The sequence below is a fragment of the Alkalihalobacterium elongatum genome (assembly GCF_019024285.1).
Classification (GTDB): domain Bacteria; phylum Bacillota; class Bacilli; order Bacillales; family Bacillaceae_F; genus Alkalihalobacterium; species Alkalihalobacterium elongatum.
In genome coordinates, this window is record NZ_WMKZ01000004.1 from 153,148 (window position 1) to 166,985 (window position 13,838).

The window sequence follows — 13,838 nt, forward strand, 5'->3', positions numbered from 1 at the left end:
CACTTTGTCTTGCATTTAACGAACAATATTAATACTACTTTAATAATAAATAAAAACTTGGGAATTGACAAGAAACCGTTCAAAGATATCGCTGGAAAAACACGATTTTTCTCAAAATATGCTGAAATTTCTTTGTCGATATATAAAAAAGGCTTTTTTCGAATACTTTGTTGCTAGTGGTCAGTTTTCAAAAGCTTACGCTAAATCGTGAAATAAGCTATCGGCAACATTCTTTTTAAAATCCAAAAAGAGGTGGTAATTACCACCTCTTTAAATGTACTACAATGCTTGAATTTTCGATTTTTCAACTTTGATAGGACCCATGCCTCTTGGCACTTCAATAATTTCACTTTTTGTCGCCTGTAGTGCTCTAGATATAAAATTCGAAGCTACATTCGGGTCAATTCGATCGCCGCAAGTGTACACATCGATACTTGCGTACCCATGTTCTGGAAAGCTGTGGATCGTTAAGTGTGACTCAGAAATTATCACTACTCCACTAACACCGTGGGGAGCAAATTTATGAAAAGCTACTTCACGTACTTCAGCTCCAGATTCCAATGCAGCATCAACGAATACTCTCTCAATAAAATTCATATCATTCAACTTCTCTACGTTACATCCCCATAATTCAGCAATTACGTGACGACCCATAGTATCCATAAGTTGATTCTCCCCCTTTTCAAAAAAATTTCATGCCTTCTCAAGCATGTAGGAATGTTAAGGTACCACGGGGGAAAGTTAGTCCAGAGATGTCCTAACCCTTTGAGTAGCTAACTATTCCTGATTTGTATAATTGAAATTCACTTGAATTACTTGTTTTAATTTGGGTATGCAACAACAAGTTAACAAGTATTTTTTATGGTCCCCATTGATATATCAGCATTGTATTTTGGTACCTTGAACATGAATCCTATACGCAAATTGTAATAAAAAGGCTGAGATCGACGCTCGCCTGTGTGGTGAACGAAGTATCACTATATTGTTAACCCACTTTGTTTTGGATATACCTTTATGCAACCGAAAACGAAAAAAGCCGACCTATGCAATCGTAAGTCAGCTTTCATTCTTTTCACGAATTTTTATTGATTAAACGTGAAGTTTTGCGTCATTTACAATGTTAGAAGCTACAAGGTTTACAAGGTCTACGACACGGCAAGAGTAGCCCCACTCGTTATCATACCAAGCAAGAACTTTTAACTGTCTATCACCTAATACCATTGTTGATAAGCCGTCAATAATTGAAGAATTTTCATTTCCGTTAAAGTCAATAGAAACAAGTGGCTCATCTGTGTAACCTAAAATTCCTTTTAACTCATTGTTAGCAGCATTTCTTAATACTTCGTTTACTTCTTCAACTGTTACATCTTGTTTTACTTGAACAACAAAGTCTACTAAAGAAACATTCGGTGTTGGTACTCGTAATGCCATACCATTTAATTTTCCGCTCAGGTTTGGTAATACTTTAGCAATTGCTTTAGCAGCACCTGTCGACGTTGGAATAATGGATTGGGCGCAAGCACGTGCTCTACGTAAATCTTTATGTGGATTGTCAATATTCTTTTGGTCGTTTGTATACGAGTGAACTGTCGTCATCATTCCAGTTTCAATGCCAAATGCTTCATCAATTACTTTTGCAACTGGTGCAAGGCAGTTTGTTGTACAAGATGCATTTGAGATCACATCATGCTTTTCATGAATGTAATCTTTTTCGTTTACACCTACAACGATTGTTACGTCCTCATCTTTACCAGGAGCTGTGATAACTACTTTCTTTGCTCCAGCTTCAATATGGTAACCAGCTGTTTCTTTTGATTTGAATTTACCTGTTGCTTCAACAACGATATCTACATTCATTTCTTTCCATGGTAATTGTTTCGGGTCGCGTGATTGTAAAAGCTTAACGACTTTTCCGTCAACGATTAATTCGTTATCCCCCGCTTTTACCTCCGCTTGGAATGGTCCGTGGATGCTATCATATTTTACTAAGTGAGCTAAAGTTTCTGCAGGGTAACTAGCATTTACCGCTACAACATCTAATCTATCGTCAAGAATTGCTTTTCGGAACACCATTCTCCCAATTCTCCCAAATCCATTAATCGCTACTTTAACTTTCATCATAATTAGATCCTCCCCATTTATATATGCTATACTAAATGTCCTCTGATATGAAATAGTATAACATATAATATGCAATAAGAACTAATAATTTTAATAAAAGATAATAAATAAAAATAATTAGGCAATTCAATTAATTTATGCGTTTACTAATTGTATGCTGCTATAACATAATTCTTATCGACATCCTTAGAAGAAATGCAAAAAACACTAAGATTTAATATCCTAGTGCTTCTTTTATTTATTATTCTTTCGTGGTTCATATTATGAATTAGTATGTCACTGTTACTCTTTAGCCTTTATACACTTGCCATTTTTTTAGTATATCCTTTAGTTGTTTTTCGGTATCTTCAATCGTGCCGTTATTATTAATGACTTCATCCGCTAACTCCACTTTTTGCTTTAATGGCATCTGCGATTGGATCCGGCTTAATGCTTCTTCTTTAATTGATTGATCACGTTCCATTAGCCTTTCTAATTGAACATGCTCTTCAACATAAACGAGCAAGACTTTGTCGACCATATGCTTTAAGTTACTTTCAAACAACAAAGGTAAGTCATAAACAACCACAGGATGGCCTTCGTTAAATAATCGATCCTTCGTTTCAATCATCCTCTTTCTAATGGCAGGATGAACGATTGAATTTAAAACCTTTCGCTCTTTTTCATCAGTAAAAATGATTTCACCTAATTTTTTGCGGGCAATGGTGTCATCATTATTTAGTACTTTTTTTCCAAAGTGAGCAACAATTTGATCATAAGCATTTTCACCAGGTTCTACTACTTCCCTCGCAATAACATCTGCATCAACAATGGGTATTCCTAATGCCGAAATAAAATGAGAAACTGTACTCTTTCCACTAGCAATTCCACCTGTTAAACCAATTATCATCACTTGAACTCCTTCTTTACACTTCCCGGACTTTTTAACTTTCTCTTCAATCATGCTTCAAAAAGGAGGACAAAAAGAGCCAAGAAGATCAAGGCGGCGTAGCTTCGAGTAGCGTACTTGCACAGGACGTGCACAACGCAGAAGCAAGCCAACGCCGTGCTTCGTCGTGCTATTTTCCCCAGACTTTTTGAACTTCCTTTATAGTAAGCTCCATACACCAAGTATAATCAATAACAACCCAGGAATAAACGAAAACTTCTTCATAAAATACGTATCTGAAAAACGGTACCCACTTCTCATGCCAAACGTAACAAAAGAGGCACTCATAATCGCTACGGTTATTGCCATCATCCAAGGAGAGAAACCAATTAGAGCAGCACCAATTCCTGCCCCGAATGCATCAAGTGATAAGGCTACTCCGAGTAAAATAGCTTCTCTTCCTGTAATTGTTCCTGATTTATCAATGTCAGCTTCCATCGGCTTTCTAAGGATCCGTATCACCAAGCCAAGCATTTTAATTTCTAAATTAATGAGGACTTTATCGTTGACAGTCTGCTTTTCTTCTTCATCCTCCATAGAGTTTTTGGCTGGTCGGAACACTTGATATAGTGCCCATGCCCCGATCAAGATTAAAATAATCCCCCCGAGTGCCTCCGCAAATTGAGGAGATAAGTATAGTACGATCAAATTTCCGAATGTCATGGCTATAAGAATGGAAGCTGCTGAACAAAACGCGATAAATAATAAGGACTTAAACGGTAACTTCATCTTCCTAAGTCCATATGTTAGACCTACACCAAAACTATCTAAACTAACAGCTAAAGCTAATAGTAGTAATGAGAAGATTTCTACCATGTAAAAAGCTCCTTCCATGACTGATACGATAGTATATGGCAGGAGCCTATCCAATGTACTTTATTTTTGGCAATTCGGACAGAAGTGCGTCCCACGCCCCCCGACTACCGTTTTCTCAATCAATGTCCCACATTGTCTACACGGTTCACCTTTACGACCGTAGACAAATAGAAACTGCTGAAACATTCCCATTTCACCTTGACCATTCACATAGGATTTTATTGAACTTCCTCCTTGTTCAATTGCTTTACCTAAAGTTTCGATAATTTTTTCATGTAGTATTGGTAATTCTTCTTCTTTAACATCCTTGGCTAAACGTTCAGGAAGGATCCCTGCGTGAAAGAGAGCTTCATCGACGTAAATGTTTCCTAAGCCGACAACAATCTTTTGATCTAATAAGGCCGTTTTTACCTTCCTGTTGGTTTTCGCAAGCCCCTCTTTTAGATGCTCGATTGTAAATTCTTCAGCAAAAGGCTCTAACCCTAAGTCCATTAAAGGCAAAGAAAGTTCTTCCTCCCCCTTAACAAATAAGTGCATCGTTCCAAATTTACGAACATCTTGGTAGCGTAGCTGTGTTCCATCAGAGAAATAAAATATCACGTGAACATGCTTATTTCTCTCTTCATCTGCCTGATACATTCCGTATCGACCTTCCATCCGCAAATGGGAGACAAGGACATAATCATCTAAAAAAAACTTTAAAAATTTGCCCCGTCGTCCCATCTCATGGATCGTTTGATTTCGTAAAAGTGCTTTAAAATGTTCAGCATCATCTGGTTTTTTTATCATTTTTGGCCATAGAATTTCAATATCGACTATCTTTTTACCAATGACTAATCGTTCGAGTGTTCGTTTGACCGTTTCCACTTCTGGTAATTCTGGCATTTTTCGTACTCCTTATTTTGCGTCGTACCAACTAGATCCGTAAGATGAATCTACTTTTAAAGGTACATCTAGCTCAATTGCATTTTCCATTACATCCTTGACCATTTTTTCAACTGTTTCAAGTTCTTCCTTAGGTACTTCGAGAATTAATTCATCATGTACTTGAAGTAAAAGACGTGTTTTTAGTTTTGATTCCTCTAATTGGTTACTTAATTGAACCATTGCCTTCTTTATAATATCTGCAGCTGTTCCTTGTATTGGTGTATTCATTGCTGTTCTTTCTGCAAAGCTACGAAGATTGAAGTTTCGGCTTGTTATTTCAGGTAAGTATCTACGACGGTGTAACAAAGTCGTTACATAACCTGTTTCACGAGCTTTTTCGATAATTTTATCCATATAATCCTTTACTCCAGGAAAACTTTCAAAGTAACGTTCAATAAATTGACCAGCTTCTTTTCTCGTAATTCCCAAGTTTTGGGATAACCCATAGTCACTAATACCGTAAACGATTCCAAAATTAACTGCTTTTGCGCTTCTTCTCATGTTTGATGAAACTTCATTCTCACTGACATGGAATACATCCATCGCCGTTTTTGTGTGGATATCCATATCTTCTTTGAAGGCCGTTATTAATCCTTGATCTTGAGCAATATGAGCAAGTACTCTTAATTCGATTTGAGAATAATCGGCAGCGAGAATTATCCAATCTTCTTCAGAAGCAACGAATGCTTTACGGATTTTTCTTCCTTCTTCTAAACGGATAGGAATATTTTGCAAGTTAGGCTCCGTTGAACTCAATCGACCTGTTTGCGTTAGTGCTTGGTTAAATATTGTATGAATTTTACTTGTATCATGATGAACGACTTTTAGTAATCCTTCAATATACGTTGAGTTCAATTTTCCTAACTGTCGAAAATGCAAAATTTTCCCGATGATCTCATGTTGGTCTTGAAGCTTTTCAAGAACATCTGCGGAAGTGGAATACCCAGTTTTCGTCTTTTTAATTGGTGGGAGATTTAGCTTCTCAAATAAAATCTCTCCTAATTGTTTTGGTGAATTAATATTAAAAGAAACACCTGCTAATTCATGAATTTCTTTTTCTAGAGAAGCTAACTGTTCACCTAATTCTTGCCCCATTGCTTTTAATTGTTGTTTATCTACTTTAACGCCAGTAATCTCCATCTTTCCTAAGACGAGAGCAAGCGGCATTTCTAGTTCACTAAACAATTCATATTGCTCATTCTTTTTTAAATCATTTTCAAGCTCTTCCTTTAATGTATATACGACTTCTGCTTTTTTCATGAGATGCTTCTGTAAAATCTCGTCTTCAGGAACTTTTCGTTTAGCTCCTTTCCCGTAAACGATCTCATCATATTCGACCAATTGTTTACCACGCTCTTTTGTAACGTCTGCTAACTCATATGAAGAACTTGAAGGATTTAATAAGTATGAAGCTAAAAGAATATCAAAGTCTACACCATTCAACTCAATGCCTTTCCACCCTAAAGCAACAACTGCTCGTTTTGTATCAGCTAACCACTTTTTCTTTGTCGAGTCTTTTGCCCATTCGATAAAGACTTGAGAATTACTTGCCACCTCAGTTGGGATGTAGTATTTACCACTTTTATTTACAATGGTAAACCCGAGTACATCAGCTTGGTGATAATTTTCCGCGATTACTTCGACAATGACTGCCGAAGGACTTTGAAGTATGTCCTCATTTACTTGGTCGATGACCGTATACTCAATGTCCTCATCCTGCAATGTACTTTCTTCAGCTTCACCATCATCAATTTTATTTAATAATGTATTAAAGTCTAGCTCTTTAAATAAAGCAATGACTTTTTCTTTTTCATAATCTTCTTCAAAAGTAAAGGAAGACAAACTTCGATCAATTGGAACTTCTCTATAGATCGTAGCTAATTTTTTACTCATTATAGCCTGTTCTTTATTATCTTCTAGACGTTCCTTCATCTTCTTGCCAGATACTTTATCAATCGAATTAAGTACATTTTCTACTGTTTCATATTCTTTTAAAAGCTTAAGTGCGGTCTTCTCACCAATCCCTGGGACACCTGGGATATTGTCTGAACTATCTCCCATAAGACCTTTCATATCTATAATTTGTAATGGAGTAATTCCATACTTATCAGCTATTGCTTGTACATCATATGTATCTACATTCGTAATTCCTTTTCGAGACAATGTCACCTTTACTTTCGGCGATACTAATTGCAATAAATCTTTATCCCCTGAATAAACACTTACCGTCCAATCTTCCTCTTCTGCCTTCTTTGCGAGTGTTCCAATAATATCATCTGCTTCGTAATTTTCAATTTCATAACGCGAAATTTGAAAGGCATCTAATACTTCACGGATGAGGGGAAACTGTTCTGATAATTCTCCTGGTGTCTTTTGGCGACCACTTTTATATTCTCCATATGTTTCATGACGAAACGTTGTTTTTCCCGCATCGAACGCAACGACCATATGGGTTGGTTTTTCTTCCTCGATAATTTTTAGTAGCATCATCGTAAAGCCATAAACCGCATTCGTGTATACCCCTTTATCATTGTTTAACAATGGAAGTGCAAAAAACGCGCGGTAGGCTATACTATTTCCATCTACAAGAACTAATTTATTCACAAGAGCACTCCTCTCAAATTCCATACTTACTTATTATTTTATCATAACCATTTGAAGTTTATAAAATCTCGAGAAACGATGGAGCTAGCAACTAGTTAATCATGAAAAAAAGAGACATTTTGCAATAGCAAAATGTCTCTTTCCCATCTTAATCGATATATCCCATTAAAATACGCGCATAAGGTGAGTCTGCTGGAAGTACAATGACAGTCTCATCTTCAATTGTTTTTTCATACGATTGAAGGGTGCGATATAAGTTATAGAATTCTGTGTCACGTCCAAAAGATTCATTGTAAATACGTGCCGCTTCAGCTTCACCTTCACCAATGATTTCATTCGCATCAGCTGTAGCCTTCGCTACGATTTCTTGTACTTCACGGTCAGTGTTTGCACGAATACGGTTTGCTTCTGCATCACCTTGCGATAAATAATCTTGAGCTGTCGATTGACGTTCAGAGATCATTCGACGGAAAATAGCCTGCTCGTTCTCTTCAGGTAAATCCGTACGTTTCATACGAATATCCGTTAATTGAATTCCGTAATTATCTCTTTCTAATAACTCATTTACACGGTCGCGGACACGTTCATTAAAACTCCCACGGTTAGATGCTTCGTCATTAATAATTTCGTCATAATCGAGCTGACCTAATTCTGCACGGATAACAGAGAAAATAAAGTTACCCATAATCGATTCAGCATTTTGAATGGATCTCGCATTAGAAATCATATCTCGCGGGTCGTCAACACTCCATACCGCATACGTATCGACAAGCATACGTTTTTTATCTCTTGTATTAATTTCTGCTGGTGTAATGTCATAAACCATTTGGTACTTTGGCAATGTTGTTACAGACTGAATGAATGGAATTTTATAGCTTAAACCTGGCTCCCCTTCAATTCGTACCACTTCACCAAATTGACGTACCACTTTGTATTCACCTTGCTCAACAATAAATAAATTAGAAAGGATCGTTGCAACTACAGCAATAACAATAACTAATGAAACCCCAACTCGTGTATATTTTTTCCACTCTTCGGTTGGGCGGCGTTCTTCTAAATCTACAATATTATTATCACTCATTAGTTGTTCCCCCCTTCACTAGATTGGTCTGCACGGCGTTCAATTGGTCTGATCGGTAAATAACTTACCGTATCACTGTTATTATCCATAATGTAAATATCTGTTCCTGGTAATACTTCTTCTAGGGTTTCTAGGACTAGACGCTGTCTTGTAACTTCTGGATTAATTAAATACTCCTCATAAAGGGCGTTAAATCTTGCAACATCCCCGCGGGCACGTTCCATACGTTCTGCTTTTGTACCTTCTGCTCGAGAAATGATCGCATCTTGCTCCCCTTTTGCTTCATTAATTAATTGGTTACGATATTTATTGGCTTCATTAATTTTCGTTAATCGTTCCTCACGAGCATCTGTAACTTCTGTAAACGCACGTCTTACTTCCTCGTTTGGTAATTCAACATTTTGAAGTTTAACATCCATTACAGTAATTCCGACTTTATAAGTCTCCATATAATTTAGAAGGTTCTCTCTAACTTTGGCTTCAATTTCTGGTCGTTCGTCAGTTAAGATAGCATCAATTCTCGAACTCCCAATAACCCCTCTTAATGAAGCAGAAGCCGCATTAAATAAAATTTGTTCTGGGCTGTCAGCGTTGAAGAGGTACTCTTCTGGATTTGTAATTCTCCATTGAACGATAAGGTCGGCTAATACAATATTTTCGTCACCCGTAATCATTTTCGCCTCATCGGTATAATTCAGTTCTCCATTTCGTTCTTCAAAACCGACTCGAAGGTTATTTGTTGTTCTTGAAAGAATTTCAACACGTTGAATAGGCCAAGGCATTTTAAATTTAAGACCTGGTTCAGCTATCGTTTCTTCCACTTTACCAAACGTAATTAATGCCGCTTGGTCAGTTTCATCAACAATATACCAACCCGTCGCAATAAATAAAGCTAAAATTCCAATTCCAATTGCTGATAAAAATCCAACAATCATTTGCTTAATACTTACCATTTCATCCCCTCTTTCTGTTTCACATAAGATTATAGAAAGTTACATTTTCTTTCTCTTAACTATTACGAAACACCTAAGAAAAAGTTTCATACTAATATTATAGTATATTAGTTTACAAGAATATAGGGAAAATCACATACTGCCATTGATTTAACAAAGTAACAATATATGGAGAGTGGAAAAGCGGAAGGGGCCTGCTTATCGGCGACAAGCGCTGGAGGGCCATCCAACGTGTCCTGCCCTTTGGACACGTTGGATGGACCGAAGCTACCTCGAGCCGATGGCACCTGCAGCTTACTGCGACAAGATTAAAGCTTTGCCCTATTGTAAAAAGGGATATATTTCATGGAATAAAAAAATAGGACAAAAGCTAAGGGGAAGCTTTTGTCCTAACAAGGGGATGTAAAACAACTTCCGTAAACTGGATGAAGGGATGAGCTTAAACACCCAGTTTACAGACATTGATGAAACCGTTCATCGTAATTATATCTTTCATCCGTAAATTTGAAATGAAGGAATTATTAATATTTTGTTAAGAATTGTAATATCAAAATGTACTAAATTCAGTTAGTCATCTTATAAAATAACTACTTTCTTCCTTTACCTCTTTTTTTAATGTAATACTAAATAAAGTTCCTTTTCCTACCGTACTCTCGACATCAATTTTCCCATGATGTGCTTCAACTAAATGTTTTACAATAGCTAGGCCAAGTCCAGTGCCTCCAGAGTTACGACTTCTCGCACGGTCAACACGATAGAAGCGTTCAAAAATTCGAGGTAGTTCACTTTCACTAATTCCAATACCAGTATCTTTTACTATAAGGATTACTTCATCCCCTTGTTCCTTAGCTTCTACGAAAATTTCTCCACCAGCAGGGGTGTACGTAATACTGTTGTTGACAAGATTTATAACAATTTGTTTAATACGAATAGGGTCTCCATCTATAACCGTGTCACCAATACATTCAACATTCAGATGAATATCTTTTTCATCTGCTTTTGGTTTTAATAACGTTTGAACATCTTCGACAATGTCTGAAACATTTGTCTTTTGCCAATTAAGTTTAAAATATTGTTGTTCTATCCTTGAAAGTTCCAAGAGGTCATGAATTAGATTTTGAAGTCTTTCGCTTTCTTTCCATATAATTGTCAAGAACTGTTCACGGAGCTGTGGTTCTTCCATTGCCCCATCTAATAAGGTTTCCGTAAAGCCTCTAATTGAAGTCACTGGTGTTTTCAATTCATGTGAAACATTAGCAACAAAATCTTTTCTAACTTGCTCTAATTTCTTTAGCTCTGTTATGTCATGGAAGACTAGTGCAATACCGCGAAGCTTATCATCTTCCCCGATAATTGGCGCTCCATACACATCGAAGTGGCGTACTTCTAAGTGGATTGGCAGTTTAACTTGCTTACGCTGCTTGTTTTCCGTCATAAAAATATCCTGAACAATTTTAATAATTTCTTTATGTTCAAAAGCTTCGTGATACAAGCGATTTAACCAAAGGTCGGTATCTTCTTGAAAAATATCTTTACAAGATCGATTAATAAGAGAAATATCACCTCTTGGGTTTATGAAAATTAATCCACTACCCATATTCTCAATTAATGTTTCCATTCTTTCTTGTTGAATTTGATGTCGTCTTGTAATTTGGTCAAGATTATAGGCTAGTACATTAATGGATCGACTTAGTTGCCCAACTTCATCCTGGCTAGTTTCCATCGTTCGTGCTTTATAATTTCCTTCAGCTAAAGAATTAGCCACTTTCGTCGCAGCCTCTATTGGACGTATCATTTGATTCGCAATTCTAAATGAAACTGAAACAATAACAAAAAATGCTAATGAAAAACTAAAGATTAGAAGCCCCCATATTTTTTGATTCATTTTATTAAGCTCTTCAAGTGGGATACCGAGACGGAGAAAACCGATAGTTTCTCCACCTTCATCTATTGGAACTGCGTAATAAAGTAATTCTTTTCCTACTGTTTCACTGTACCGAACTTCGTATTGACCGACTCCTTCAATAACCGAACGTATTTCAGGGCGATTGATATGGTTTTCCATTAGTTTTGGATCCGTTGCTGTTTCTCCCACTACAGACCCATCTGCTAGAATAATGGTTACTCTAGTATCAAGTTTATTACCTATTTTTATAGCAAGTCCCTGTGATTGTTCTTGGTTGTCTAACCCGACTTCCAATACACTAAAACCAGCTAGTTCAGCTTCCTTCTTTAGACGGTCAGTTATACTTTCAAAATAAAACTCTTTAAATAATTGACCAATTATTAGCCCTAAACTTGCGAGTACGATAAGTGTTACTGCAAGTAACGAGAACACTAATCGAAATCTGAATTTACCCATTTAGTTGGGGCTCCTCCAATTTATATCCTAATCCTCGAATGGTTTTAATATAAATTGGTTTTTTCGTATTTGGCTCGATCTTCTCCCTTAAGTGACTAATGTGAACATCAACTATCCTTGTATCACCAACAAATTCATAATTCCAAACGGCATTTAATAATTGATCTCGAGTCAATACTCTGCCTTTATGACTTGCTAGATAAAGAAGTAATTCAAACTCTTTGGGCGTAAGTTCCATCGGTTGGTTTTTATATTGTACCTCATAGTTTTCAGGGAATATATCGACTTCTCCTACTCGGATTACTGTTTCATCATTTTTTGCTACTTCTGATTCTGATTGACTTTGTCCAACTCTTCTTAAGATCGCTCGGACTCTTGCTACTACTTCTCTCGGGCTAAAGGGCTTTGTCATATAATCATCTGCACCTAGCTCTAATCCCAATACTTTATCAAATTCATCATCTTTTGCAGTTAACATAAGAATTGGTGTCATAATTTTATTTAAACGCATTTGTTTACAAACATCTAATCCATCCATTTCTGGAATCATTAAATCTAGAACAATTAAGTCAAATTGCTGTGACTTTGCTTGTTGAAATGCAGATGCCCCATCCATAGCTGTCACTACTTCGTACCCAGCCTGTTCTAAATTAAATTGAAGTAATGTTACGATAGATTCTTCATCATCTACAACTAATAATCTTTGCGTCATAGCTTCCTCCGAGAATAAATTTATTTAAAATTGTAAGCTTTATTTTGATTATAGCAAAAGATTGTAAATTTCATGTAAATTTGATTGAGAATAATTTTCACTTCTTTAAGGTTATTTTCCACACTAACACTTCCGCTATTTTTTGCAATTTCTATCTTATTTATAGGTATTGTTAAAGTTAGCTATTAATTTTTTATTTTTCAACCCTTTGTTTCCCGGCTTTCAGCAATAACTTTTTAGAAAAGCTTTATAATGCATAATCTATAATATGTATCTTAAAAAATAAGTAAAAAAAAATAACACACGCAATATTAAGCAGCGTGTGCCATTTCTAATTACATTTTAGAATGTTTAAGCTTTTGGTAAAGCTTCCATTACATTACGAACAGATTCAACAGATTTCCCAAGAGCAGCTTTCTCTTCATCTGTTAATTCTAATTCAATAATTTTTTCAATACCGTCTCCACCAATAATAGTAGGTACGCCTACATATAGATCGTTATAACCATATTCGCCTTCTAAGTAAGCAATTGTAGGGATAATACGTTTCTTATCTTTAAGGATCGCTTCAACCATTTGAGTTAATGAAGCGGCTGGTGCATAATATGCACTTCCGTTTCCTAACAGACCAACGATCTCACCGCCACCTTTACGTGTACGTTCCACAATTGCATCAAGACGATCTTGTGGAATTAATTTTTCTAATGGAATTCCACCAGCATACGAGTAACGAATTAGTGGTACCATATCGTCACCATGTCCACCAAGAACGAAACCACTTACATCTTCAACAGAAATGTTTAATTCTTGAGCAACAAATGTACGGAAACGAGCAGTATCAAGAACACCTGATTGACCTAATACGCGATTTTTTGGGAATCCTGATTCTTTGTAGACAGTGTAAGTCATAGCGTCTGCAGGATTAGTTAATACGATGATGTAGCAGTTTGGTGAATATTTTACAACTTCTCTAGTAACAGCCTTCATAATACCAGCATTTGTGTTCACTAGATCATCCCGGCTCATACCAGGCTTACGTGCGATACCTGCAGTGATAACAACAACATCAGATCCAGCAGTATCTTCATAATTAGAAGTACCGATAATATTAGAATCAACACCTTGAACGGGTGTAGACTCAAGCATATCTAAAGCTTTACCTTTAGTTGGGCCTTCCATTTGAGGAATATCAAGAAGTACAACATCCCCTAATTCTTTTTGCGCTACCATAAGTGCAGTTGTTGCACCTGTAAATCCTCCACCAATTACGGAAATCTTCCTACGTTTAATCGCCATTTCATCATCTCCCCTTGCGTTATTAGAGGGTGTTTAAA

Annotated in this window: 11 protein-coding genes; all 11 read right to left on the reverse strand. The window is 36.5% G+C overall.

Translation table 11 applies throughout. The features are described from left to right. Positions 1-279 precede the first annotated feature (279 nt). A complete protein-coding gene (speD, locus tag GKP30_RS07965) occupies positions 280-663 on the reverse strand; it encodes an adenosylmethionine decarboxylase (RefSeq protein WP_216828898.1) in 384 nt (127 codons plus the stop codon). A gap of 426 nt (positions 664-1,089) precedes the next feature. Then, the gene (locus GKP30_RS07970; RefSeq protein WP_216828981.1) at positions 1,090-2,118 is read right to left on the reverse strand and encodes a glyceraldehyde-3-phosphate dehydrogenase; all 1,029 of its coding nucleotides are present in this window, start codon (positions 2,116-2,118) and stop codon (positions 1,090-1,092) included. Between the two features lie 292 nt (positions 2,119-2,410). After that, positions 2,411-3,010: a dephospho-CoA kinase gene (coaE, locus tag GKP30_RS07975; RefSeq protein WP_216828899.1), complete on the reverse strand. Its 600-nt coding sequence runs from the start codon at positions 3,008-3,010 to the stop codon at positions 2,411-2,413. Positions 3,011-3,208: 198 nt separating this feature from the next. Next, positions 3,209-3,865, reverse strand: coding sequence for a sporulation membrane protein YtaF (ytaF, locus tag GKP30_RS07980; protein WP_216828900.1), 657 nt, complete (start codon positions 3,863-3,865; stop codon positions 3,209-3,211). A 60-nt stretch (positions 3,866-3,925) separates the two neighbouring features. Continuing rightward, entirely contained in the window at positions 3,926-4,750 is an 825-nt protein-coding gene (gene mutM, locus GKP30_RS07985) for a DNA-formamidopyrimidine glycosylase (RefSeq protein ID WP_216828901.1), read from the reverse strand. A gap of 12 nt (positions 4,751-4,762) precedes the next feature. Further along, on the reverse strand, positions 4,763-7,420 hold the full coding sequence (gene polA / locus GKP30_RS07990) for a DNA polymerase I (protein WP_216828902.1): 2,658 nt from the start codon (positions 7,418-7,420) through the stop codon (positions 4,763-4,765). Between the two features lie 124 nt (positions 7,421-7,544). After that, positions 7,545-8,477 (reverse strand): protease modulator HflC, encoded by a 933-nt coding sequence (gene hflC / locus GKP30_RS07995; protein WP_216828903.1) that lies wholly within the window; start codon positions 8,475-8,477, stop codon positions 7,545-7,547. Next, the gene (gene hflK, locus GKP30_RS08000; protein ID WP_216828904.1) at positions 8,477-9,430 is read right to left on the reverse strand and encodes an FtsH protease activity modulator HflK; all 954 of its coding nucleotides are present in this window, start codon (positions 9,428-9,430) and stop codon (positions 8,477-8,479) included. The genes hflC and hflK overlap by 1 nt, the downstream gene beginning before the upstream one ends. Positions 9,431-10,001: 571 nt before the next feature. Beyond that, a complete protein-coding gene (gene pnpS, locus GKP30_RS08005) occupies positions 10,002-11,792 on the reverse strand; it encodes a two-component system histidine kinase PnpS (RefSeq protein ID WP_216828905.1) in 1,791 nt (596 codons plus the stop codon). Beyond that, positions 11,785-12,504 (reverse strand): response regulator transcription factor, encoded by a 720-nt coding sequence (locus GKP30_RS08010; RefSeq protein WP_216828906.1) that lies wholly within the window; start codon positions 12,502-12,504, stop codon positions 11,785-11,787. The genes pnpS and GKP30_RS08010 overlap by 8 nt, the downstream gene beginning before the upstream one ends. A 351-nt stretch (positions 12,505-12,855) precedes the next feature. Then, positions 12,856-13,800, reverse strand: a complete 945-nt coding sequence (gene mdh / locus GKP30_RS08015; protein ID WP_216828907.1) for a malate dehydrogenase — start codon at positions 13,798-13,800, stop codon at positions 12,856-12,858. Between the last annotated feature and the right edge of the window lie 38 nt (positions 13,801-13,838).

Excerpts from the sequence above, each read along its gene's own strand:
- speD (WP_216828898.1), bottom strand. The coding sequence starts at position 663 with ATGGATACTATGGGTCGTCACGTAATTGCTGAATTATGGGGATGTAAC.
- GKP30_RS07970 (WP_216828981.1), bottom strand. The coding sequence starts at position 2,118 with ATGAAAGTTAAAGTAGCGATTAATGGATTTGGGAGAATTGGGAGAATG.
- coaE (WP_216828899.1), bottom strand. The coding sequence starts at position 3,010 with ATGATAATTGGTTTAACAGGTGGAATTGCTAGTGGAAAGAGTACAGTT.
- ytaF (WP_216828900.1), bottom strand. The coding sequence starts at position 3,865 with ATGGTAGAAATCTTCTCATTACTACTATTAGCTTTAGCTGTTAGTTTA.
- mutM (WP_216828901.1), bottom strand. The coding sequence starts at position 4,750 with ATGCCAGAATTACCAGAAGTGGAAACGGTCAAACGAACACTCGAACGA.
- polA (WP_216828902.1), bottom strand. The coding sequence starts at position 7,420 with ATGGAATTTGAGAGGAGTGCTCTTGTGAATAAATTAGTTCTTGTAGAT.
- hflC (WP_216828903.1), bottom strand. The coding sequence starts at position 8,477 with ATGAGTGATAATAATATTGTAGATTTAGAAGAACGCCGCCCAACCGAA.
- hflK (WP_216828904.1), bottom strand. The coding sequence starts at position 9,430 with ATGGTAAGTATTAAGCAAATGATTGTTGGATTTTTATCAGCAATTGGA.
- pnpS (WP_216828905.1), bottom strand. The coding sequence starts at position 11,792 with ATGGGTAAATTCAGATTTCGATTAGTGTTCTCGTTACTTGCAGTAACA.
- GKP30_RS08010 (WP_216828906.1), bottom strand. The coding sequence starts at position 12,504 with ATGACGCAAAGATTATTAGTTGTAGATGATGAAGAATCTATCGTAACA.
- mdh (WP_216828907.1), bottom strand. The coding sequence starts at position 13,800 with ATGGCGATTAAACGTAGGAAGATTTCCGTAATTGGTGGAGGATTTACA.